A 21,915-nucleotide genomic window follows, 5' to 3' on the forward strand; every position below is an offset into this window, starting at 1 on the left:
ACCTGTACCAGTTCTTCGATGATCGTCAAGAGCCGATGGATTCCATTCTGCCGGTAATGGTGCGCCAATACCTGACGTGGAGGTCGACCAGCATAGCCGAAGAGCAACGGAAAAAGAACGCCAGCTTGGCGGCGCGCGGCAAACCCGTGCCCGACTGGACCGGTAAGGAAGGGCAAGTTGCGGCCAATCGGGATAAGGCGCTGCTGTCGCATATCTGGAATTTTGCACGTGGCGCTGGCTTGACCAATCAAGCCAACCCGTGTGCCGGGATCAAGGGCTTCAAGGAGGAGGGGCGGGACGTGTACGTCGACAATGAAGTGTTTTCAGCCGTATATGCCGCGGCAGCGCCAGGCCTGCGAGACGCACTCGACCTGGCTTACCTTACTGGCCAGCGACCGGCCGACATGCTGAAGATCACGCGCGCCAATTTGAAAGATGGCGCAATCGAAATAAACCAGAATAAAACACGCAAAAAATTACGCATCGAGATCGTAGGTGAGCTGGCGGCGTTGTTAGAGCAGCTCGACAAGCGCCCGGTCGTCGGCATAGGACTGATCAATAACGACGATGGCCAGCAGATGACGAAATACATGCTGCGATATGCATTTGAAGCGGCGCGCGCGAAAGCGGCCGCCGACAATCCAGGAATAGCCAAGGACATTAAGAATTTTCAGTTCCGGGATTTGCGAGCCAAGGCCGGCACGGATACGGAGGAAATTAGCGGAATTGCAGCGGCACAAGCGCAGCTGGGGCACACCACAACGGCCATGACAGCCAGGTATGTGCGACATCGGCGAGGCAAGCTCGTCAAGCCTACAAAATAGCTACGGGAGACTTTTTGCGGAACAAAACCAGTTTTGCGGAACTGGTAGAGAGGATAAAAATAGTGGTCACTATCTCTGTAAAATGCATGTGCGCTGGTGCCCGGAGCCGGAGTCGAACCGGCACGCCCTTACAGGCGGGAGATTTTAAGTCTCCAGTGTCTACCAGTTTCACCATCCGGGCAGCGCGGCGAGATTCTAGCACAGGTGATGCTTGTTACGCCATCTTGTGCCTGAGCGAAGGGGCCGCAGACACAGCCAGGTATCCGCTACCCGCCATCAAAACGTCGCCTTGAACTGCACCCCATACGTGCGCGGTTCGTTGATGATGCCCGTCAGGTTGTCGAAATCGATCGCGCCCAGCGATTGGATCTGGTTGGTGATGTTGCGGCCGTACGCGGAGAGTTCGTATTTGTCCCATTTGTAGCCGACGCGCAAGCCGCCTTCGAGCAGTTCCTTGGCCTTGTATTCCTTCGCTTCATACAGGAAGAAGTTGTAGCTGGTGCGGTAGGCCCAGTCCGTGTAGGCATAGAACTCGCCATTGGCGAGGGGAATGCTGTACTTCAATGTGAAGTTGGTTTGCCATTCCGGTGCGCGCGGCAGCGGGTTGCCGTCGATGTAGGCCGTGCCCTTGAACGGACCCAGCGGATCGGTGACGGTACAGCCGCTGGCCGGGTTGTTTTGCGCATTGCCGCAACTTTGCACGAACAGCTTCTTGTCCTGGATTTCCGTGTGGTTGTAGCTGCCGCCCAGGGTCATGCTGAGCGAATCGCTGAGGTTCGCCTGGAAGTCGAGTTCCACGCCGCGGCCCGTGGCCTTGTCGGCGTTGATCAATTGGTTCATGTTGACGGCGCCGCTGCCGGCTGTCAGCTGCTTATCCTTCACGCGGTACTGGAACACGGCCAGGCTCAGGCGCGCGCGCTTGTCGAACAGGTCTTGCTTGATGCCCGCCTCGACGGATAGCGCTTTCTCGGCACCCGCAAACGAGGGGCGGTCGGCCAGGCCGTTCAGGCGGCCCTGCATCGACGGCGCGCGGTAGCCGGTGGCGATGCGCGCGTAGGCATTCGTTGCCGGCGTCAGCACATAGGTGCCGCTCAGGTCCCAGCTGACGTTGTGCGAGGTGTCGTGCAAGTCGAAGGGTCCGGCCGTGATCGCTTCCACGCGCTTGGCGGAGAAATCCTTCTTGTCTGTCGTGTAGCGCAGGCCGGCGCGCAGTTTCAGGGCGTCCGAGACCGTGTAGTTGAGCGAGCCGAAGGCCGCGTACGACTTCGAGCTCTGGTTTTGCGTGGCGTAGTTCGGGCTTTGCGGGTTGCCGGGCGCCAGGCTGTCAAAGCCGAAGCTGTCGATCTGGATATCTTCCTTGAAGTAGAACAGGCCGGCTATCCATTGCAGCGGGCCGCGGGCAGACGATTCGGCGCGGAATTCCTGCGAAATCTGCTTGTGGTTGGGGATCGCGTCGGCCGTTTCCACGACAAACGGAATAAACCCGGGACCCATCGGCGGCGCGTACACGGCGCCATAGCCGCCGTCGACGTCGGCGCGGCTGTAGAAATCGAGTTTTTCGTAGCCGGTGATCGAATGCAGGGTCACGCCGGGCAAGTCCCATTTCAGGCGCATGCTGGCGCCCTTGGTTTTCAGGTGCTGGCGGTTGATGCCGTCGGTCGGGTAGTTGTCGTAATCAAAGCCGTCGACCAGGTCGTTCGTGCCCTGTTTCAGGATGTTCGCGCGGAACAGGGTGGCCGTGCCGTCGAGGTTGCGCGCGTGCACGTTGAACAGGGCCGTGAAGTCGCGCGTGGGCTTGACCAGCACCTGCAGGCGGGCGGCGCTGTCTTCATAGCCTTCGAAGTCGCGCGTGCCGGTGGGCCGCGGGTTGTGCACGCGGTCGTCGCGGCGCTGCGTCTGGCCGGAAAAGCGCAGGGCGACCGTGTCGCTGACGGGCACGTTGAAGGCGCCTTCCAGGCTCTTCATGCCATCCTTGCCGAAGCCGCCGCTCAGGTAGCCTTCCGTCTTGAAGACGGGCTTGGCGGAATCGAACTTGATCACGCCGGCCGGCGAGTTACGGCCGAACAGGGTGCCTTGCGGGCCGCGCAGTACCTCGACCTGGTCGACGTCGAACACGGGAAAACCTTTCAGCATGGCGTTTTCCTGCACCACGTCGTCCATCACCAGGCCCACCGGCTGCGAGGCGTTCAGGTCGAAGTCGGTATTGCCCAGGCCGCGAATGTAGAAGCGGGGGAAGGTGCGGCCGTAATCCGATTCGACGGACACGCTGGGTGAGCGGCTGTTGAGGAAGCGGATGTCGGCGCCGCCGGCCGTCAGGGTGTCGAGCTTGTCGCCCTTCAGGGTGGCGATGGACATGGGCACGTCCTTGATGTTTTCCGCGCGCCGCTGCGCCGTCACGATCACCGTTTCCAGCTGGCCAGGACCGGCCTGCGCCGCCGGTGCGGCCGGCGCGTCGGAGGCGGGCGCCGGGACGCTGTCCTGGGCCTGCGCCTGCAGGGGAAAGGCGGCGGCGATCGCCAGGGCAATCAGGGTATGGCGTACGGTGCTGGCGTGCGGTGTCATCATGAAACGGCTCCTGTCGGTCGAGGTTGTGCGAAAGGTCCAGGCAGGCGCTAGTCCGCTAGACGAAAAATCATGCTAGCACGGGAAGTTTTAGTATTCATGCCATTTTCCAGCTGCCGCCATTCATATCTGTTTCGACTCAATACGCGAATAAAATCGTATTTGTCGTCAATATCCGGCGGGTGCATAGTGAGGTGCCGGCAGGCCTGTGCGGGAGCAAAAGAGGTGGGGCAGGACGCTGGGTTTTCCTGCGGCTGCGCAAAAAAACGTGCGCCGTTTTGGCGTAGTACCGGGATCCGGAGGCCAGAAATACAACAGTTGCCGCGGATTTTTTATGCGAGCGGTGTGTTGTTGCAACGCGACAGGGGAGGCCGGCTGCGGCTCTCCCCTGCGCGGTTGAAGCGGGGCATGCGTGGCTGCATGCCTCTATCTGCTTAAAACTCTTCCCAATCGCCGGCCGTCACGGCTTCCGCTTGCACCGCGCGCTGTTTCGCGGGCGCGGCCTGGCGCTTGGCGGGGCTGCTGGCGGGCGCCGGTACCAGGCGCAGCGGCTTGGCGCTGGCGCGTGCGGGGGCTGGCGCGTGCGCCGCCACATGGCTGTCGTGCGTCTTGAAGATGCTCACGGTTTGCACCAGGTGGCTGGCCTGGTCGCGCAGAGATTCGGCCGCCGCCGCCGCTTCTTCCACCAGCGAGGCGTTCTGCTGCGTGACGCTGTCCATCTGGGCCACCGCCTGATTAATCTGCTCGATGCCGGTGGACTGTTCCTGGCTGGCCATCGTGATGTCAGCGATGATGTTGCTGACGCGGGCGACGCTGGCGACCACTTCCGACATCGTCGTGCCCGCCTGCGCCGCCAGCCTGGCGCCCGCATCGACGCGGCTGACGGAGTCGTCGATCAGGGTCTTGATTTCCTTGGCCGCGCTGGCGCTGCGCTGCGCCAGGCCGCGCACTTCGGTCGCCACGACGGCGAAGCCGCGGCCCTGTTCGCCGGCACGCGCCGCTTCCACGGCGGCATTCAGGGCCAGGATATTGGTCTGGAAGGCGATGCCGTCGATGACGCTGATGATGTCGACAATCTTGCGCGACGATTCGCTGATCAGGTCCATGGTGCCCATCACTTGCCCCACCACGGCGCCGCCCTTGCTGGCGACGTCCGATGCCGTTGTGGCCAGCACATTGGCTTCGCGGGCGTTTTCCGCATTCTTGCGCACGGTGCTGGTGAGTTCTTCCATCGAGGAAGCAGTTTCTTCCAGTGAACTGGCTTGCTGTTCCGTGCGCAAGGACAGGTCGCTGTTGCCGGTGGAAATTTCCTCGGCGGCAAGGGCGACCGTGTCGGAATCCTGGCGCACGGAGGACACCACCGAGGTGAGCGACACCTGCATGCGCTGCAGCGCCGACAGCACGCTGGCGGTATCGTGCGGTGCAACGCTGAGTTTGCCGGTCAGGTCGCCGCCGGCCAGCAGGCTGACGGCGTCGCACAGCTGCTTCGGTTCGGCGCCCAGCGCCTTGAGCAGGCTGCGCGTGATGAGCCAGCCCGCCAGGGCCGCCAGCACGATGGACAGCAAGCTGGCGCCGATGAGGATATTGCGGTTGAGCAGGTACTGCGCATTGTCTTCCTGCAGGATGACGGCGGAACGCTGGTCCGTCAGGGCGAAATATTCATCGCTGGCGGCGACGAGGGCGGCCAGCAGCGGACGGCATTCCTCGTTCATCTTGGCGATGGCCTGCTCGGTTTTCTTTTGCAGCGCCAGGTCCACGATGGCCAGCGCCACGGGGGCATAGCGTTTCTCGATGCCGTCGATCTTGTTGATGACGCCGCGCACCTCGTCCGATACTTCCGGCTGCTGTGCCAGCTGCAGCAGATGCTGCATGTTCTTGACGACATCGGCGTGGGCCTGCAAGACGTGTTTGCGTTCGATCTCCAGGTCTTCCGGCTTGGTGACGAGCACCAGGTTCCTGGCCGCCACGGCACGCATGTCGATCGCGTCACGCACGCGGTGCGCCATATTGGCGCGGGCGGTGATGCCGTTGACATACTGGTCAAAACTGGCGTTGAAGTTGGAAAAGGTCCGCACGGACAGAACCGATATGCCGATGAGGAAAAAGACCAGCAGGCCGAAAGCCAGAGTCAGCTGGGTGCGAACGGTGAATTTATCCATGATGTCTCTCCCAAGATACGTGGTGACGATTAGAAAGGGGGCTTGCGTGGACAGGTGACAGGAGTTTGCCTGACAGCGGGCCGTGCCCTACGCAGTGCTTCTCTATCCAAAACACGGATTCGTGGTGTGAGGATCGTTTTACTTTAAAAACCGATTTCAATAATTTATTTGTTTTATTTATTAAAATCATTGTGGCACAGAAAATTCAGTAAATCAATCAGATTTTGCGTGCCAAAAAACAACTTTTCTGCACGGACGCTTGTTTCCGCGCCGCGCCGCAGGATGGGGCGCGGGAACAAGCGTCCGGGGGAGGGGATCAGCCGGGAATCGGCGTGCCCTGGTGAAAAAACATTTGCCAGCGGCTATCGCGCCATTTCCACAGCGAACTGCGCAAGCTGGCGCTGGCGGGCAGGGCGCCGCTGGCGTGGCGCTGTGAGCGGTAGGTAACCAAGGCAACATCGTCGGCCAGCAGGCGGGCCTGGAAATCGCAGATGCTGCGTGGGCAAAAGTCTTCCGCCGGCAAGTCCGCCAGGGTTGCCGCGCGCGTCCAGAGATTGCCCGAACTGCCGAACTCGACGAAGTCGTCGGCCAGCAGGGCCGCCAGCCTGGCCCTGTCGGCGCGCACCGCCTGGCTTTGCAGCGCCGCTTCCAGCGCCTGCAGCTGCGCCGCCAGGCTATCTTGCGCGCTGTCCTGCGCGTCGTCCATTGCCATGGCCGTCAGATGGGAAATGCGCCCGCGCCCGAGACGTTCAGGCAGGCGACCTTGTCGCTGGAAAAGTACTTGATTTGTCCCAGGCCGATGGCGTAGCAGCCGTCGCTGAGCGGGGAAATGGGGCCGGTGAGCTTTTCACCGCTGATCAGGGTCACCACCCACGGCGTGGTGGCCGGTTTGCCCGCGTGGGCCAGTGCGTGTTGTACCAGGTCCGACATGCTGCCTCCGATGGAAATCAAAACCCGATGATAGCAGTGTCCAGTGCCGGATAGCCGCTGGTTTGCCGATACGATGGCCGGCGTGTTACGCGTCGGCCAGCAGGTTCTTCGGCAGGGCAACCGACACCAGTTTCCAGCGCCACAGGCCGTCGCGCGTCAGGGTCAGTTCGCCGATATGGCTCTTGCTGTGGGCGCGCTGGACCACGACGCTGTTCCAGGAGGTGTAACGCAGTTTGTAGTCGGGCTTGGGGTTGCGTTTGCGGCCGCTGATGTCGCTGACCTTGGCGATCGGTTTTTCGTAGCGGTCATTGAGCTTCATTAAGGCGACGATGCCTTCGGGCATCAGCATGGTGTCGAGCAAGGGATCGATGACGTCGGGGCTGATGTCGTCGGCCACTTCCGGCGCCGAGAACAGGGTATGCAGCTGCTGCCCCAGGCTGCCGCGCAACTGGGCCAGGTCGATCTGCGCGGCCAGCGCCTGCGTATCCTCGTCCATGGTGGCCGTGCGGATCTTGTTCATCGTGAAATACGGGCTGCCATAGAAGACGCCGGCCAGCGCGACCAGTGCCATTACAGCGAGAAGCATCATTTTTTTCATCGTGCAATCTCTCGGATGCCTGGCGACCCGGTGCGCCTGAAGCGTTGGTATTCTACATAATATTTCCAAAAATCAATATAGCGGTTTAGGTAAGTGTTGTTTTAGATCAAGTTTCTTTAGAGTAATTCCGGCGGCAGGGTAATGTCCATCAGTTTCCAGTCCCAGATGCCGTGGCGGCGCAGCAGAAACTGGCTGGCGGCGGGGCCGGCGCCGGCGCGCCGCAGCACCACCTCATTCCACGAGCGGTACGCCATGCCGAAGTCGTGGCGCTTGCCGTCCGTCCCCTGCTTGCCGTGCAGGATCAATACCGTGATGCCGGGCGGCGAGACGATGGTATCGAGCATTTCCTTGAAATCGTCTGCGCTGGCCGTTTCGCCGGCCCCCCGCAGCTGGCGCGCCACGCTGGCGCGGATGGCGGGCAGGTCGGCCTGCTGCGCCAGGGTTTCCAGGCGCACGGATTTCGCCGCGATGCTGATGCGGTACATGGCGATGTAGGGGCTGACCCAGGTAAAGCCGACGGCGGCAACGGCAAAAATGATCGCGGTGGCGTACTTTCTTTTCATGGTCCGTGTTTTTGTATGAGCTGTGCCACCGTGATTTTACCCGGCCACGGGTGGCGGATGGTGTAGCATTCGTGCCGGCGCGGACCATCGCGCCGCAATATTGAGGACAACCATGAATATCACTATCAATCAGGTGCTGCAGTCGTATATCGACCCGCTCACCGCCAGCGAGTACGCGGCGCTCGAGCGCAGCCTGCTGGCCGAGGGCTGCCGCGACGCGCTGGTGCTGTGGAACGACGTGCTGATCGACGGGCATAACCGTTACGCCATCTGCCGCCAGCACGGCATCGAATTCAAGACCATCCAGAACACCAGCTTTACCTCGCTCGACGACGTCATGCTGTGGATGATCGACAATCACCTGGCGCGCCGCAGCGTGTCGGACTTCCAGCGCGGCGTGCTGGCCTTGCGCAAGAAGGAGATCGTCGCCGCGCGCAGCCCGGCGCCCGTCAACGCCCAAGACGCGCCGGAAGGCGAAAACGCGCCCAAGCCCCCCATGAGCACGCGCGAAGAGGTGGCCAAGGCGGCCAGATTGAGCAGCAACCAGATCAGCCAGATCGAGAAGATCCAGAAGGCGGCCTCGCCGGAACTGGTGGAAGCCGTCCGTTCGGGCACGATCTCCATCAATGCGGCGGCCACCGTGGCATCCTTGCCGCCGGAAGAGCAGGTGGCAGCCGTCGCCGGCGGCAAAAAATTATTACGCCAGGCGGCCAAGGAAATCCGCGAACAGCGCGCCGCCACGCGCACGCCGCGCGAGCCGAAGGCGCCGCACGTGTCGCAGGATACGCCCGAGACGGGCAACGAGCCGTGGGCGGAAAACGCGGCCCAGGCGCCGTCCGAAACGGAACGCCTGCGCGGCGAGATCGCCAGTTTGAAGCAGAAAGTGGCGCTGCTGCAGGCGGAAAATGTGGAACTCAACCAGCGTATCGCCACGCTGATCGACGCATCCTGACTATTGGAGTAGTTCATGCCAGCTCGCCGTGCCCTGTTCGCCGCCATCGCCTGCGGCGCCGTTGCCGTACCTCCCGTGTTGGCGGCGCCGGCCGTTTCCGCTGCCGACATGGCCCGCTGGCAGGCGCAGGCCGCCCATGTCAGCATCGCGCGCGACACGTGGGGCGTGCCCCACGTGACGGGCAAGAGCGATGCGGATGCCGTCTTCGGCTTGATGTATGCGCAGGCCGAGGACGATTTCCCCCGCGTGGAATTGAACTATATCAATGCCATGGGGCGGCTGGCGGAGGTGGAGGGCGAGCGGGAGCTGTACCGCGACCTGCGCATGAAGCTTTTTATCGATCCGCTTGAGCTGCAGGCGCAGTACCGTGCCAGCCCGCCGTGGCTGCGCAAGCTGATGGATGCCTTTGCCGATGGCCTGAATTTTTACCTGGCCACGCATCCGCACGTGAAACCGCGGCTGATCGCGCATTTCGAGCCGTGGATGGCCCTCAGTTTCAGCGAGGGCAGCATCGGCGGCGATATCGAATCGGTCAACCTGACGCAGCTCGAAGCGTTCTACGGCCAGCAGGCCAGGCCCGCCGCCGTAGCGCTGGCCAGCGTGGAGACCGGATTGGACCCCGAACCGAGCGGTTCGAACGGCTTCGCCATCGCGCCCGCGATTACCAAAAACGGCCATGCGCTGCTGATGATCAACCCGCATACCTCATTCTACTTCCGTCCCGAAGTGCAGATGACCAGCGGCGAAGGCCTGAACGCGTACGGTGCCGTCACCTGGGGCCAGTTCTTCGTCTACCAGGGTTTCAATGAGCGCCTGGGCTGGATGCATACCTCGGGCGGCGGCGACGTCATCGACGAATACCTGGAAAGCATCGTCGACCACGATGGCGCGTGGTACTACCGCTATGACGGCGGGCTGCGGCCCCTGAAAGCCGTGCCGATCACCTTGCCCTATAAACTGGCCGATGGCCGCATGGGATCGACAACCATCACCGTCTACTACAGCCACCATGGCCCCATCGTGCGCGCGCAGGATGGTAAATGGGTGGCCGTGCGTTTGATGCACTCGCCCTTGAAGGCGCTCATGCAGTCGTACACGCGCACCAAGGCGCGCGATTACGCGGCCTTCTACAAGACGATGGAACTGCGCACGAATTCGTCGAACAACACGGTGTACGCGGATGCGGACGGCAATATCGCCTACTTTCACGGCAATTTCATCCCCGTGCGCGACCCGCGCTTCAACTGGAAGCAGCCCGTCGACGGCAGCGATCCGGCCACGGAATGGAAAGGGCTCCACACGGTGGCGCAAACCATTACCCTGTTCAATCCGAAGAATGGCTGGATCCAGAATACGAACAACTGGCCGTATTCGGCGGCCGGCGCCAACAGCCCGCGCCGGCAGGATTATCCCGCCTACATGTCCGTGTATGGTGAAAACGCGCGCGGCCTGCATGCCGTCAAGGTCTTCCAGAACAAGACCGGTTTCACGCTCGACAGCCTGATCGCCGCGTCCTACGACAGCGAACTGACGGCGTTCGAGGCGCTGCTGCCACCGTTGTTCACGGCCTACGATGCGCTGCCGGCCGGCGCCGCGCAACAGCGGGCGCTGGCCGACAAGATCGCCTTGCTGCGGGCCTGGGACTGGCGCTATTCGCTGACATCCACGGCTACGTCCCTGGCCGTGTTCTGGGGCCAGGAACTGGCGGAATTGACGGGCAAGCAGGCGCGCGAGCAGGGCGTGCCCGTGGTCGACTTCATGGCGACGGACAAGGTGCATGGCGAACAGCGCCTGGCGGCGCTGGCGACGGCGGCGGACAAACTGCAGCGCGATTTCGGCCACTGGCAAACGCCGTGGGGCGAGATCAACCGCTTCCAGCGCCTGACGGGCGACGTGGTGCAGCCGTTCGACGATGCGCAAGCCAGCTTGCCCGTGCCTTACGCGTCGGGCAACTGGGGCGCGCTGGCCGCGTATGGACAGAGCAGCAAGAGCACGACCCGCAGGATATACGGCGAACGCGGCAACAGCTTTGTCGCGGCCGTGGAATTCGGTCCGCGCATCAGGGCGAAGAGCATCCTCGCGGGCGGCCAGAGCGGCGACCCGAAGTCGCCGCATTTCCAGGACCAGGCGGCCATGTATGCGCGGGGCGAGTTCAAGGAAGTGCTGTTTTATCCGGATCAGGTGGAACAGCACCTGGAGCGCCGGTACCGGCCGGGGGAGTAAGGTTTGTGGTATGTCGGATTACGCCCTTGCGGGCTAATCCGACCTACCGTCCTCAGTATGCCGTAGGTCGGATTAGCGCAGCGTAATCCGACACCTCTTCCCTCAAATCGCGTCGAGCGCCGTGCGCAAATCGTGGCGCAAATCCTCGATATCCTCGATCCCCACCGACAGGCGGATCAAGCCGTCGCCGATGCCCAGTTTTGCCCGCTGTTCGGCGGGAATGCTGGCATGCGTCATCAGGGCGGGATGCTCGATCAGGCTTTCCACGCCGCCCAGGCTTTCGGCCAGGGCGAACACTTCGCAGCGCTCCAGGAAGCGCCGCGCGCCTGCCAGGTCGGTGTCGAGGTCGATCGAGATGATGCCGCCGAAACCATCCATCTGGCGCTGCGCCAGCGCGTGCTGCGGGTGCGATGCCAGGCCCGGATAAAACACGGTTTTCACTTCCTTTTGCTGCTCCAGCCACTGCGCCAGGGCCAGGGCGCTTGCGCAATGGCGCTGCATGCGGATGGCCAGCGTTTTCACGCCGCGCAAGGCGAGGAAGCTGTCGAACGGCCCGGCAATTGCCCCCACCGAGTTTTGCAAAAAGCCCAGCTGCTCGCGCCATTCGGCCTGGCGTTCCTCCGCGCCGACGATGGCGATGCCGCCGATGATGTCCGAGTGGCCGTTCAAATACTTGGTGGTCGAGTGCACGACGATGTCGAAACCGTGTTCCAGGGGGCGCTGCACCAGCGGACTGGCAAAGGTATTGTCGGCCACGGCGATGATGCCCCGCTCGCGGCAGATGTCGGCGATCGCCCGCAAATCGGCCAGTTTCAGCATCGGGTTGGTCGGCGTCTCGACCCACACCATCTTCGTTTCCGGGCGCAGCGCGGCCAGCAGGTTTTCCGGATTCGTCAGGTCGACGTACGTGAATGCGTGGCCGGCGGAGCGGCGGCGCACGCGCTCAAACAGTCGATACGTGCCGCCGTACATGTCGTCGCCGGCGACGATGTGGCTGCCCGCGTCCAGCAATTCCAGCACGGACGAGATGGCGGCCAGGCCCGAGGCGAACGCGAACGCGGCGCTGCCGCCTTCCAGGTCGGCCACGCAGCGCTCGAGCGCCCAGCGCGTGGGATTGTGCGAGCGGCCGTAATCGAGGCCCTTGTGCACGCCGGGGCTGGCCTGCACGAAGGTGGAGGTGGCGTAAATGGGCGGCATGATGGCGCCCGTCGACGGGTCGGGCGACTGGCCGGCGTGGATGACGCGGGTGGCCAGATGGCTCTTGCGGGGGATGTCTTGGCTCAAGATAAAGTCCTGCGTAAGTGGTTGAGAAGGTCGAAGCGGGTGATCAGGCCATAGAAGCCGCTATCGTCGGCGACGACGGCCGTCAGGCCCCGGTCCAGCGTGGCGCGCAGGGCGGGCAAGCCGCTCGATGGCGCCAGGGTTTCGATCTGCGTCGTCATGGTGGCGCCCACCAGCGATGCGAAATGCGCGGCGTCGCCCGAGACGTGCAGCAGCAAGTCCGATTCGTCGAGAATGCCGACCAGTTTGCCGCCGTCGATGACGGGCAGCTGCGCCAGGTCGCTGGCGCGCATGCGGTTGAAAGCGGTCAGCAGGGTGTCGCCCGGCGCCACGCTGACGACGTCGCCTTCGTCGTAGCGGCGCCCGATCAGGTCGCGCAAGTCGCCCGAGCGCGCGCGCTGCAGCAAACCCTGGTCGCGCATCCAGCCATCGTTGTACACCTTCGACAGGTAGCGCGTGCCCGTATCGCAGACAAAGGTGACGACGCGCTTCGGCGTCGTCTGTTCGCGGCAGTATTTGAGGGCGGCGGACAGCAGGGTGCCCGTGGACGAACCGCCTAAAATACCTTCGGCGCGCAGCAGGGCGCGCGCGGAATCAAAACTTTCCTGGTCCGTGATGGTGTAGGCTTTCGTGACGCTGTCCATGTCGGCGATGGCCGGGATGAAATCTTCGCCGATGCCTTCGACGGCCCACGAGCCGCTCGTGTCGCTGACTTTGCCCGTGTCGATGTATTGCGTGAGGATGGAGCCTTGCGGGTCGGCCAGCACGAATTCGAGCTTAGGCTGCGCCTTGCGGAAGTAGCGCGTCAGGCCCGTCAAGGTGCCCGACGAGCCGACGCCGACGACGATGGCGTCGACGTCATGGCCAGTTTGCTCCCAGATTTCGGGAGCCGTCGTCGTTTCGTGGGCCAGCGGGTTGGCGGGATTGTTGAACTGGTCGGCGAAGAAGGCGCCCGGCAGTTCGCGCGCCAGGCGTGCCGCGTAATCCTGGTAGTACTCGGGATGGCCCTTGCCCACGTCCGAGCGCGTGGTGTGCACTTCGGCGCCCAGCGCCTTCAAATGCAGCACTTTTTCCGTCGACATCTTGTCGGGCACGACGAGAATCACGCGATAGCCCTTGATGCGGCCCACCAGGGCCAGGCCGATGCCGGTATTGCCGGCGGTGGCCTCGACGATGGTGCCGCCCGGCCGCAGGCGGCCGTCCGCTTCGGCCGCTTCGATGATGGACAGGCCGATGCGGTCCTTGATGGAACCGCCGGGATTTTGCGACTCCAGTTTCAGGAACAGCTGGCACGGTCCGGTGTCCAGTCTGGTCACTTCGACCAGCGGGGTGTTGCCGATCAGCTTGTATAGCGCCGGCGGCTGGGAGGGGGATGGCATTCGATCATTCATGGTGGCTCCTGTCAAAGAAACAGCCGCTCAGGATTGTGTCCCGAGCCGCCTTCCGTGCCGCGCAGTGTAGGCGGGTGGACGAGTGCGGCGAACGAATGTTTATATGTTTGCATATGCGCGCTGCGCATATCGGCGGCAAGGTGTGCGATGCGAGTATGCGCCGTTTTTTGCCCGCTTGCCGCGCCAATGGCATGCTTATTAAGCTGCCGCAAGCCCGCCATTGCGATTTATAATCACGCCTCGAAAAGGTACTGAACAGTATCTTTGAAAAACCAGACGAACAGGGCAGGCGGCAGTGGCAAAACTTTATTTCCGGTATTCCGCGATGAACGCGGGCAAGTCGACGGCCTTGTTGCAGGTCGCGCACAACTACGAAGAGCAGGGCCAGCAGGTGCGCCTGTACACGGCCGCCATCGACAGCCGCTACGGCGTGGGCCGGGTCACCTCGCGCCTGGGCCCGCAGCGCCAGGTTGATATCTTCCATGCGGACACGAATTTCCTCGACGATATTCCCCGGGTGGCCTGTTTGCTGGTGGATGAGGCGCAATTTCTCAGCACGGCCCAGGTGCAGCAGCTGCACCAGCTGGCGCAAGTGAAGGGCGTGCCCGTCATCTGCTACGGCTTGCGCACGGATTTCAAGGGCGAACCGTTCCCCGGCTCGGCCTACCTGCTGGCGCTGGCCGACGATATTGAAGAGTTAAAAAATATTTGTACTTGCGGCAAGAAGGCCACGATGAACATCCGCGTGGACGAGCAGGGCCGCCGCATCAAGGAAGGCGAGCAGATCAGCATAGGCGGCAACGAGAGTTACCGCCAGGCTTGCGGGCGCTGTTTCTACTCGTAAGTTAATTCCTTATTCGGCGACGGGCGCGCCCACGTCCGCATCGTCGGACAGCGCCAGGTCGCCCCGTTCGAAGGCGGCCAGGATGTCATTGGCGCGCGCCACGTCGTGTTCGCGCACCATGACGCGGGCGCCGCCGATGGCAGCTGCCAGCAGCATGTCGGCCTGCATGTGCTGGTCGTCCGTCAGCAGCACGTCGATGCCGGCGGCGGCCAGGCAGCCGCGGATGACGTGCGCATCCGTGGGGATCATCAGCCGGGCAATTAAAACATAGTCGTCGTGCATCGTGTCTCCTGGCAAGGTGGATTCGTCCCCATCTTAGCACCAGGCTGTTGTTTGTCGTTTGAATTACAGCTTGAACACGCCCACCACCTGGTTCAGCTCCTGCGCCTGCTCCTGCAAGGCGTCGGCGGCCGCGGCCGCCTCTTCCACCAGGGCCGCATTCTGCTGGGTCACCTGGTCCATCTGGGCGATGGCCTGGTTGACTTGCTCGATGCCGCTGCGCTGCTCGTCGCTCGCCTGCGCAATTTCCGCCACGATGGTGCTTACTTGACGCACGCTGGCCACCACGGTGTCCATGGTGGCGCTGGCCTGGCTCACCTGGGCGTGGCCCAGGTCCACCGTGCCGGCGGATGCCTGGATCAGGTCCTTGATGTCTTTCGCGGCGGCCGTCGAACGCTGCGCCAGGGTGCGCACCTCGGTGGCGACGACGGCGAAGCCCCGTCCCTGCTCGCCGGCCCTGGCCGCTTCCACGGCCGCGTTCAAGGCCAGGATATTCGTCTGGAAGGCGATGCCGTCGATGACGCCGATGATGTCGGCAATCTTGCCAGACGAGCTGCGGATGGCGTCCATGGTGCTGGCCACCTGCGCCACGGCCGCGCCGCCTTCGGCTGCCAGGCTGGACGAATCGTGCGCCAGCTTGCTCGCTTGCTGCGCATGATCGACGTTCTGCCGCACGGTGGAGCTCAGTTCCTCCATCGAGGCTGCCGTTTCTTCCAGCGAACTGGCTTGCTGCTCCGTGCGGCTCGATAAATCCAGGTTGCCGCTGGCGATTTCCCCGGAGGCCGTGGCGATCTGTCCGGCGCTGCCGCGTACCTTGCCGACCACTTGCGAGAGGTTGTCGCTGATGCGGTTCATGGCGCGCAGCAGGCGGCCGATTTCGTCCAGGCTGGTCGTATCGAGGTGCACCGTCAGGTCGCCGGCAGCGATTTGCGCGGCGGCCGTTTCGGCGGCGGCCAGCGGGCGCGAGACGAGGGTGCGCACCAGCCAGTACAGCAGCAGGGCGAACACGAGCAGGGCGATGAAGCCGGAAATGGCCAGCTGGTTGCGCAGCTGGCGCGCTTCCAAGGTGATTTCGTCCGTGAACGTGCCGCCCGCGATGATCCATTGCCAATCCTTGAATTGACGGTAATACAGCTGCTTTTCGCGCGCGCTGGCACTCGTTTCGCCGGGCGCCGTCCACGTGTAGCGCATGGCGCCGTTTTTTTGCGCCAGCATTTCCTGGATGAACAGGCGGCCGTCGCTGGCCTTGAACTCGAGCGCGCTCTTGCCTTCGCTGTTCGGGTGCAGCACCATGTGGCCGTAGTTGGCGCCGGGGGCCGTATCGAGGATGTAGATGTAGCCCGTCTGGCCGATCTTGACCTGGCGAATCTTGTCTTTCAGCATGGCCAGATTCTTGCTGATATCGAGGCCGATGAACAGCACGCCTACCACCTTGCCAGCCGCATCGCGCACGGGGTCGTACTGCGTGATGTATTGCTTGCCAAATAAGGTTGCCATGCCGACGAAACGCTGGCCCGCGCGCAGCGGCGCGTAGCTGGGGTGGTTGTGGTCGAGCTGGGTGCCGATGGCGCGTTCGCCGTCCTGTTTTTTCAGCGATGTGCTGATACGGACGAATTCATCGCCGTTGGCGGCAAAGATGGTGGCGATCACGCCCGTCTGCGCCGTGTAGCGGTCGACCACGGCCGTGTCGAGGTTGAGCACCTTGCCGCCATTGGCCAGGGCCGGCGTGGCCTTGCCGGCCACGGCCACCATGGCGCCCGTGTCGACCGTGAACGGGCCGGGAAACTCGGCCGCGAACAGGCGCGCAAAGCTGGCCGCTTCGTTGACCATGGCCGTATGGAAGACTTGCGTGGTCGTCATGACGCTGTTGAGCTCGCTGGTGACGGCCGCTTCGGCGCGCTGTTCCAGGGCATTTGAGGTGCGGATGCTGATCAAGGTCGTCAGGCTGGCGAGGATCAGGCTGACCAGGGCAAAGGTAAAAATGGTGATCTTGCCGCCGACACTACAGTGGCGGGGGGAGAAGGAAATTGTAGGCATAGTGTGAGTCTGGCAAAGGGTAATCAGCTCGGCCATTCCTGGTCATGACATGACACGCGGGGAGGGGATCTGGTGGGGAGTACTGTTGAAACGGAGGCGCGCCGGCTGTGGGAGCGGCGCGCAGGCAAGCTGTATTTCAGGGCGCGATGATAGCATGTCGCTTGCTATTTGTTACTAAGTGTTTCCCGCAGGAATCATTTTTTTCGCATAAAAACATCATCGAGATCAAGGATTGCCGCTTTCACCTATTGACTTTTTGTATTCCAATGGATCATGTTGATATTCATCGCTGCTGAATGATGCGATTTTTCTCACGAATGTTTCACTTTGTAATGAATGAGACGCAGCCTTTAATCCGCGTTTAAGCTTCCAGGAAGAAACTGATCTTCCATGGGAGACTGCCAGGCCGTATCCTGTAGAATAATATGCAGACCAGTCGCGTATTCCCCTTACTGTCTTGCTGGCTGGCGCATGAGTAGCTGCGCCGCCTGGAATTGATTTAACTAATTTTCGGAGAAGCCGATGAAGAAGCAAATGATGCTGGTCACCCTGGTGCTTGCCCTGTCAGCCCATGCTGGCGCAGCCCAGACGGACAAGAGCGCCGCTCCTCCGCTCACCATGAAGCCCCTGGCCCAGCAAACGCAGGCCGCCTTGTGGGCATCGCGCGTATTGACGCGCGTCCATTACAAGGCCATGCCGCTCGACGACGCCATGTCGGAGAAAATCTTCGACCGCTATTTCAAGTCCCTGGACGCGGAGAAACTGTTCTTCGTGCAAGCCGACATCGACCGTTTCGCTCCGCTGCGCACCAAGCTCGACGACGCCATCGTCAATGAAGACCTGACGGCGCCGTTCGCCATCTACAACCTGTACCAGCAGCGTTTCGACGAGCGCATGGCGTATGCGCGTGAATTGCTGAAAACCAAGTTCGACTTTACCGCTGACGAGAGCTACCAGATCGACCGCGAAAAGGCCGCCTGGCCGAAGAACGACGAGGAAGTGCGCGACCTGTGGCGCAAGCGCGTCAAGAACGACTGGCTGCGCCTGAAACTGGCGGGCAAGGAAGACAAGGCCATCCGCGAGACGCTGGACAAGCGCTATGAAAGCTACACGACCCGTTCGCGCAAGCTCAACAGCGAAGACGTGTTCCAGATCTTCATGAACGCCTACGCCATGTCGATCGAGCCGCACACCAATTACCTGGGCCCGCGCGCCTCGGACAACTTCGACATCGCCATGCGCCTGTCGCTCGAAGGCATCGGTGCCGTGCTGCAGACGCGCGACGAATACACGGTGGTGCGCGAAGTCGTGCCGGGTAGCCCGGCCGGCCTGTCGGGCAAGCTGAAAGTGGGCGACCGCATCGTCGGCGTGGGGCAGGGCGAAAGCGGCCCCATCACCGAAGTGCTGGGCATGCGCATCGACGACGTGGTGCAGCTGATCCGCGGCGCCAAGGATTCCGTCGTGCGCCTCGACATCCTGCCGGCCGACGCCGGTCCGGACGCCAAGCACGTGGTCTTGCCGCTGGTGCGCAAGAAAATCAGCATGGAAGAGCAGGCGGCGAAGAAATCGGTCATCGAAGTGCGCGACAACGGCGTCAAGCGCCGCATCGGCGTCATTTCCCTGCCGACGTTCTACCAGGACTTCGAAGCGCGCCGCCGTGGCGACAAGGACTTTAAAAGCGCCACGCGCGACGTCAGCCGTTTGCTGGCCGAGTTGAAGAAGGACAAGGTCGACAACGTCCTGATCGACTTGCGCAACAACGGCGGCGGTTCGCTGAACGAAGCCGTCGAACTGACGGGCCTGTTCATCGACAAGGGCCCGGTCGTGATGCAGCGCAATGCCGAAGGCAAGGTCGACGTGGAAAGCGACACCAACGCGGGCCTGGCCTGGGATGGTCCGATGGGCGTGCTGATCAACCGTGGTTCCGCTTCCGCGTCCGAGATTTTCGCCGCCGCCGTGCAAGATTACGGCCGTGGCGTCATCATCGGCGAAGGCAGCTTCGGCAAGGGCACCGTGCAAACCTTGTTCAACCTCGACCGTTTCGGCGGCAGCGAGAAAGCCCGCTTCGGCGAGCTGAAGATGACCATCGCCCAGTTCTTCCGCATCAACGGCGGCACCACGCAGTTGCGCGGCGTCACGCCCGACATCAAGTTGCCTGCCATGTCGGACACGGAAAACTTCGGCGAATCGAGCTATGACAATGCCTTGCCATGGGTGGCCATCAAGCCGGCACCGTACATGCCGACGGGCGACCTGAAGGATATCGTGCCGCTGCTGGACAAGAAACATGAAGCGCGCGTGGCCAAGGACAAGGATTTCCAGTACTTGCTCGATGACATAGCCCTGGTCGTCAAGCAGCGCAAGGAAAACCAGATTTCGCTCAATGAAACCGTGCGCCGCAAGGAGCGCGATGCCCAGGAGGCGCGCGCCAAGGCTCGTGAAAAACGCCTGATCGCGCAGATTTCGAATCCGGCCGACGACCTGGTGGTGATTCCCGATCCGAAAGACGTGCTGAAGGGCGCGAAGGCGGCCAACAAGACGGCCAAGCAGATCGCCGCCGTGAAGGGCGCCTTGCGCACCGACGATGGCTTGCAGGGCGACGAGCGCGCGCTGAGTGCCGAACTGGACGCCGAAACGGCCGCCAAGAGCGCCAAGGACGTGCTGCTGAACGAAGCGGCGCGCATCCTGGCCGACGAAGTGGCGCTGATCAAGGCCGATACCCGCATGGCGGCCAAGGTCTTGCCGTATGGCGCGGATGGCAAGGCGACGCCGGTGACGGCAGCGAAGTAAGGCTTTCATGCACTAGAAAACCGGTTCCTTGCGGAGCCGGTTTTTTTTCGCCCCGATCAGTTATCTGTTTGGCGTATTTCTATCATTCCAACAATCAATTGGATGGATATGCCGCGATGCAGCATAATGCACTTGTCTCCTCTATTCTCCTCCAAGAAAATAGATTCGGCCCGCTCTCGCAGCGGGCTTTTTTTTTGCCTCAGATTCTGTGCGTGCTCGCTTGTACGTCGGGTTGAGCGGCCAGCAGGGCCGTGAGCCAGCCGGCAAACGCCTGCAGCTTGGGCGTGGCCAGCCGCCCTTGCGGCGTCAGCAGCGACATGGGCATCGGCGTCGGCGGATAATCCAGCAGCACGGCCACCAGCGCGCCGCTGTCGAGGTGTTCGCGCACCTGGTACTGGGCCGCCTGCGCCAGTCCCAGCCCCTGCAAGGCGCAATCGACGCTGGCGTCGGCATCGTTGACGGCGATGGGGCCGGCCATCTGCACGCGCAGCACTTCCTTGCCTTGTTGAAAATCCCAGTCGAAAGCGCGGCCCGTGCGGCCCGAGTAATGCATGATGCCCTGGTGCGCGGCCAGGTCGGCCAGGGTGTGCGGCGTGCCGTGCCGCGCCAGGTAGGCGGGCGAGGCGCACGTGACGAAGCGCATCAGGCCGACCTGCTTGCCGATGAAGGCGGAATCCTGCAAGGTGCCCACGCGCAAGGCGCAATCGATGCCTTCCTGCGTCAGGTCGACCAGGCGGTCCGTCAGGCTCAGCTGCAATTGCACGTCCGGCCAGGCGGCGTGGAAGTGCGCGATATGCGGCACGACCAACCTGCGGCCCACCGTATTGGGCAGGTTGATGCGCAGCAAGCCGCGCGGTTTTGTCGCGTCGGGGCCGCGAAACGCCAGTTCCGCCGTATCGACGGCCTTCAGGATATCTATGCAATGGCGAAAGTACTCGGCCCCTTCCGGCGTCAGCGACAAACGGCGCGTGGTTCGCTGCAGCAATTGCGTGCCCAGGTAGGCTTCCAGCTTTTGCAGGGTGGCCGTCAGCGCGGCGCGCGGCAAATTCAAGGTTTCGGCCGCCTTGGAAAAACTGTTGGCTTCGACGATGCGCACGAAGGTCTGCATGGCCTTGATCTTGTCCATGGGATAGCTTCCATTCTCATTGTTCATTTTATGTGAAAAGTATAAGTGGATTATGCCCTAATTATCTTTGCCCCGGTTTTGCCTAGAATGGCGACATCCCTATCGAACCGAGGAAACAACATGAACAAGGCCTCATCTTCCGCTCCCCACGACATCGCACCGGCCATGGTGCTGCTGCTGGCCATCGCTTCCGGCCTGATCGTGGCCAATCTGTACTACGCGCAAACCCTCGTCGGGCCCATCAGCGCCTCGACGGGCTTGTCGGCCAAGGCGGCCGGGCTGATCGTCACCCTGACGCAAGTGGGCTATACCCTGGGCCTGCTGTTTGTCGTGCCGCTGGGCGACTTGCTGGAAAACCGGCGCCTGATCGTCACGGCCTTGCTGGTGACGGCCACGGCCCTGGTGGTGGCGGCCCTGAGTACGGGCGCCATCGTCTTCCTCGCCGCCGCGCTGGCCATCGGCCTCGGTTCCGTGGCGGCGCAAGTGATCGTGCCGTTTGCCGCCCACCTGTCGCAGGAAGCGACGCGGGGGCAGACGGTGGGCAAGGTCGTCAGCGGCTTGTTGCTGGGCATCATGCTGGCCCGTCCCGTGGCGTCATTGGTGGCCGCGCACGCCAGCTGGCACGTGGTGTTCGGCGGCGCCGCCGTGCTGATGCTGGCGCTGGCTGCCGTGCTGCGCCGTGCCTTGCCCGTGCGCCAGCCCGTGTCGAGCATGCGCTATCCTGCCCTGATGGCGTCGCTGTGGCATTTGCTGCTGGGCACGCCCGTGCTGCGCCGCCGCGCCGCCTATCACGCAGGCTTGTTTGGCGCCTTCAGCCTGTTCTGGACCGTCACGCCGCTGGTGCTGGCCAGCCCCGCGCTCGGCCTGTCGCAAACGGGCATCGCCATCTTTGCCCTGGTGGGCATGGCGGGCGCCGTCGCCTCGCCCATCGCGGGCCGCCTGGCGGACGCCGGCCACACCTTGCCGGCCACGGCCGCCGCGCTGGCGCTGGGCATCGCCGCGTTTGCCTTGCCCATGTTCGCCCCGGAATCGAAGCATGTGGCGCTGGGCTTGCTGGTGGTGGCGTCCATCGTGCTCGACATGGGCGTGGCGGCCAACCTGGTATTGGGCCAGCGCGCCATCTTCAGCCTGGGCGCGGAAGTGCGGGGCCGTTTGAACGGCCTGTATTTCGCGCTGTTCTTTGCCGGCGGTGCGGCTGGCTCGGCCATCGGTGCCTGGGTGTACGCCAGCTACGGCTGGCAGGCAACCTTGCTGGCCGGCATGGCGTTTCCGGGCCTCGCCCTGCTGGTGTGGCTGGGCGAATTTTTACCGCTGGCCACGCGCCGCACGGCTTGAAACCCTGATGGAGCCTCATTA

Annotated in this window: 17 protein-coding genes and 1 tRNA gene; 6 read left to right on the plus strand and 12 right to left on the minus strand. The window is 62.8% G+C overall.

The genetic code is table 11. The features are described from left to right. The coding region (locus AC0V2Y_RS20915) for a tyrosine-type recombinase/integrase (RefSeq protein ID WP_475418363.1) at positions 1 to 824 on the plus strand (824 nt) is incomplete at its 5' end. Between the two features lie 94 nt (positions 825 to 918). On the opposite strand, the gene AC0V2Y_RS20920 is transcribed toward AC0V2Y_RS20915, so the two are convergent. The 7 genes from AC0V2Y_RS20920 to AC0V2Y_RS20950 all read right to left on the minus strand — a co-directional run bounded on the left by AC0V2Y_RS20920 (position 919) and on the right by AC0V2Y_RS20950 (position 7,636). Next, a tRNA-Leu gene (locus tag AC0V2Y_RS20920) sits at positions 919 to 1,005 on the minus strand. A gap of 95 nt (positions 1,006 to 1,100) precedes the next feature. Next, on the minus strand, positions 1,101 to 3,386 hold the full coding sequence (locus AC0V2Y_RS20925; RefSeq protein WP_475414487.1) for a TonB-dependent receptor: 2,286 nt from the start codon (positions 3,384 to 3,386) through the stop codon (positions 1,101 to 1,103). A gap of 434 nt (positions 3,387 to 3,820) precedes the next feature. Further along, positions 3,821 to 5,545: a methyl-accepting chemotaxis protein gene (locus tag AC0V2Y_RS20930; protein WP_475414427.1), complete on the minus strand. Its 1,725-nt coding sequence runs from the start codon at positions 5,543 to 5,545 to the stop codon at positions 3,821 to 3,823. A gap of 316 nt (positions 5,546 to 5,861) precedes the next feature. Continuing rightward, on the minus strand, positions 5,862 to 6,257 hold the full coding sequence (locus tag AC0V2Y_RS20935) for a nuclear transport factor 2 family protein (RefSeq protein ID WP_475414428.1): 396 nt from the start codon (positions 6,255 to 6,257) through the stop codon (positions 5,862 to 5,864). Between the two features lie 5 nt (positions 6,258 to 6,262). Then, complete coding sequence (locus tag AC0V2Y_RS20940) at positions 6,263 to 6,475, minus strand: hypothetical protein (protein WP_010399127.1); 213 nt, start codon at positions 6,473 to 6,475, stop codon at positions 6,263 to 6,265. 85 nt (positions 6,476 to 6,560) lie between these two features. After that, on the minus strand, positions 6,561 to 7,064 hold the full coding sequence (locus tag AC0V2Y_RS20945) for a DUF2939 domain-containing protein (RefSeq protein ID WP_475414429.1): 504 nt from the start codon (positions 7,062 to 7,064) through the stop codon (positions 6,561 to 6,563). 125 nt (positions 7,065 to 7,189) lie between these two features. Further along, positions 7,190 to 7,636, minus strand: coding sequence for a DUF2939 domain-containing protein (locus AC0V2Y_RS20950; protein WP_475414430.1), 447 nt, complete (start codon positions 7,634 to 7,636; stop codon positions 7,190 to 7,192). Between the two features lie 112 nt (positions 7,637 to 7,748). Here AC0V2Y_RS20950 and AC0V2Y_RS20955 point away from each other — a divergent pair, with 112 nt between their 5' ends. Both AC0V2Y_RS20955 and AC0V2Y_RS20960 read left to right on the plus strand, forming a co-directional pair. Then, the gene (locus AC0V2Y_RS20955) at positions 7,749 to 8,588 is read left to right on the plus strand and encodes a hypothetical protein (protein WP_475414431.1); all 840 of its coding nucleotides are present in this window, start codon (positions 7,749 to 7,751) and stop codon (positions 8,586 to 8,588) included. A gap of 15 nt (positions 8,589 to 8,603) precedes the next feature. Next, positions 8,604 to 10,811: a penicillin acylase family protein gene (locus tag AC0V2Y_RS20960; protein ID WP_475414432.1), complete on the plus strand. Its 2,208-nt coding sequence runs from the start codon at positions 8,604 to 8,606 to the stop codon at positions 10,809 to 10,811. A 102-nt stretch (positions 10,812 to 10,913) separates the two neighbouring features. On the opposite strand, the gene AC0V2Y_RS20965 is transcribed toward AC0V2Y_RS20960, so the two are convergent. Continuing rightward, entirely contained in the window at positions 10,914 to 12,095 is a 1,182-nt protein-coding gene (locus AC0V2Y_RS20965) for a trans-sulfuration enzyme family protein (protein WP_475414433.1), read from the minus strand. Beyond that, positions 12,092 to 13,483, minus strand: coding sequence for a pyridoxal-phosphate dependent enzyme (locus AC0V2Y_RS20970; protein WP_475414434.1), 1,392 nt, complete (start codon positions 13,481 to 13,483; stop codon positions 12,092 to 12,094). The genes AC0V2Y_RS20965 and AC0V2Y_RS20970 overlap by 4 nt, the downstream gene beginning before the upstream one ends. 295 nt (positions 13,484 to 13,778) lie before the next feature. Here AC0V2Y_RS20970 and AC0V2Y_RS20975 point away from each other — a divergent pair, with 295 nt between their 5' ends. Next, complete coding sequence (locus AC0V2Y_RS20975) at positions 13,779 to 14,327, plus strand: thymidine kinase (RefSeq protein WP_475414435.1); 549 nt, start codon at positions 13,779 to 13,781, stop codon at positions 14,325 to 14,327. Between the two features lie 9 nt (positions 14,328 to 14,336). Here AC0V2Y_RS20975 and AC0V2Y_RS20980 read toward each other — a convergent pair whose 3' ends face one another. Together AC0V2Y_RS20980 and AC0V2Y_RS20985 are read right to left on the minus strand one after the other, a co-directional pair. After that, complete coding sequence (locus AC0V2Y_RS20980; RefSeq protein ID WP_092709723.1) at positions 14,337 to 14,609, minus strand: putative signal transducing protein; 273 nt, start codon at positions 14,607 to 14,609, stop codon at positions 14,337 to 14,339. Between the two features lie 63 nt (positions 14,610 to 14,672). After that, the gene (locus tag AC0V2Y_RS20985) at positions 14,673 to 16,643 is read right to left on the minus strand and encodes a methyl-accepting chemotaxis protein (protein ID WP_475414436.1); all 1,971 of its coding nucleotides are present in this window, start codon (positions 16,641 to 16,643) and stop codon (positions 14,673 to 14,675) included. Between the two features lie 522 nt (positions 16,644 to 17,165). Here AC0V2Y_RS20985 and AC0V2Y_RS20990 point away from each other — a divergent pair. Beyond that, entirely contained in the window at positions 17,166 to 19,433 is a 2,268-nt protein-coding gene (locus tag AC0V2Y_RS20990; RefSeq protein WP_475414437.1) for a carboxy terminal-processing peptidase, read from the plus strand. A 199-nt stretch (positions 19,434 to 19,632) separates the two neighbouring features. On the opposite strand, the gene AC0V2Y_RS20995 is transcribed toward AC0V2Y_RS20990, so the two are convergent. After that, positions 19,633 to 20,559, minus strand: coding sequence for a LysR family transcriptional regulator (locus AC0V2Y_RS20995; protein WP_475414438.1), 927 nt, complete (start codon positions 20,557 to 20,559; stop codon positions 19,633 to 19,635). A gap of 120 nt (positions 20,560 to 20,679) precedes the next feature. On the opposite strand from AC0V2Y_RS20995, the gene AC0V2Y_RS21000 reads away from it, so the two are divergent. After that, a complete protein-coding gene (locus AC0V2Y_RS21000; RefSeq protein ID WP_475414439.1) occupies positions 20,680 to 21,894 on the plus strand; it encodes an MFS transporter in 1,215 nt (404 codons plus the stop codon). Positions 21,895 to 21,915 lie beyond the last annotated feature (21 nt).

This window comes from Janthinobacterium sp. BHSEK, from assembly GCF_056174685.1.

What these genes read in the sequence shown, in the direction of transcription:
- AC0V2Y_RS20925 (WP_475414487.1), bottom strand. Translation starts at nt 3,386, where the DNA reads ATGACACCGCACGCCAGCACCGTACGCCATACCCTGATTGCCCTGGCG.
- AC0V2Y_RS20930 (WP_475414427.1), bottom strand. Translation starts at nt 5,545, where the DNA reads ATGGATAAATTCACCGTTCGCACCCAGCTGACTCTGGCTTTCGGCCTG.
- AC0V2Y_RS20935 (WP_475414428.1), bottom strand. Translation starts at nt 6,257, where the DNA reads ATGGCAATGGACGACGCGCAGGACAGCGCGCAAGATAGCCTGGCGGCG.
- AC0V2Y_RS20940 (WP_010399127.1), bottom strand. Translation starts at nt 6,475, where the DNA reads ATGTCGGACCTGGTACAACACGCACTGGCCCACGCGGGCAAACCGGCC.
- AC0V2Y_RS20945 (WP_475414429.1), bottom strand. Translation starts at nt 7,064, where the DNA reads ATGATGCTTCTCGCTGTAATGGCACTGGTCGCGCTGGCCGGCGTCTTC.
- AC0V2Y_RS20950 (WP_475414430.1), bottom strand. Translation starts at nt 7,636, where the DNA reads ATGAAAAGAAAGTACGCCACCGCGATCATTTTTGCCGTTGCCGCCGTC.
- AC0V2Y_RS20955 (WP_475414431.1), top strand. Translation starts at nt 7,749, where the DNA reads ATGAATATCACTATCAATCAGGTGCTGCAGTCGTATATCGACCCGCTC.
- AC0V2Y_RS20960 (WP_475414432.1), top strand. Translation starts at nt 8,604, where the DNA reads ATGCCAGCTCGCCGTGCCCTGTTCGCCGCCATCGCCTGCGGCGCCGTT.
- AC0V2Y_RS20970 (WP_475414434.1), bottom strand. Translation starts at nt 13,483, where the DNA reads ATGAATGATCGAATGCCATCCCCCTCCCAGCCGCCGGCGCTATACAAG.
- AC0V2Y_RS20980 (WP_092709723.1), bottom strand. Translation starts at nt 14,609, where the DNA reads ATGCACGACGACTATGTTTTAATTGCCCGGCTGATGATCCCCACGGAT.
- AC0V2Y_RS20985 (WP_475414436.1), bottom strand. Translation starts at nt 16,643, where the DNA reads ATGCCTACAATTTCCTTCTCCCCCCGCCACTGTAGTGTCGGCGGCAAG.
- AC0V2Y_RS20990 (WP_475414437.1), top strand. Translation starts at nt 17,166, where the DNA reads ATGAAGAAGCAAATGATGCTGGTCACCCTGGTGCTTGCCCTGTCAGCC.
- AC0V2Y_RS20995 (WP_475414438.1), bottom strand. Translation starts at nt 20,559, where the DNA reads ATGGACAAGATCAAGGCCATGCAGACCTTCGTGCGCATCGTCGAAGCC.
- AC0V2Y_RS21000 (WP_475414439.1), top strand. Translation starts at nt 20,680, where the DNA reads ATGAACAAGGCCTCATCTTCCGCTCCCCACGACATCGCACCGGCCATG.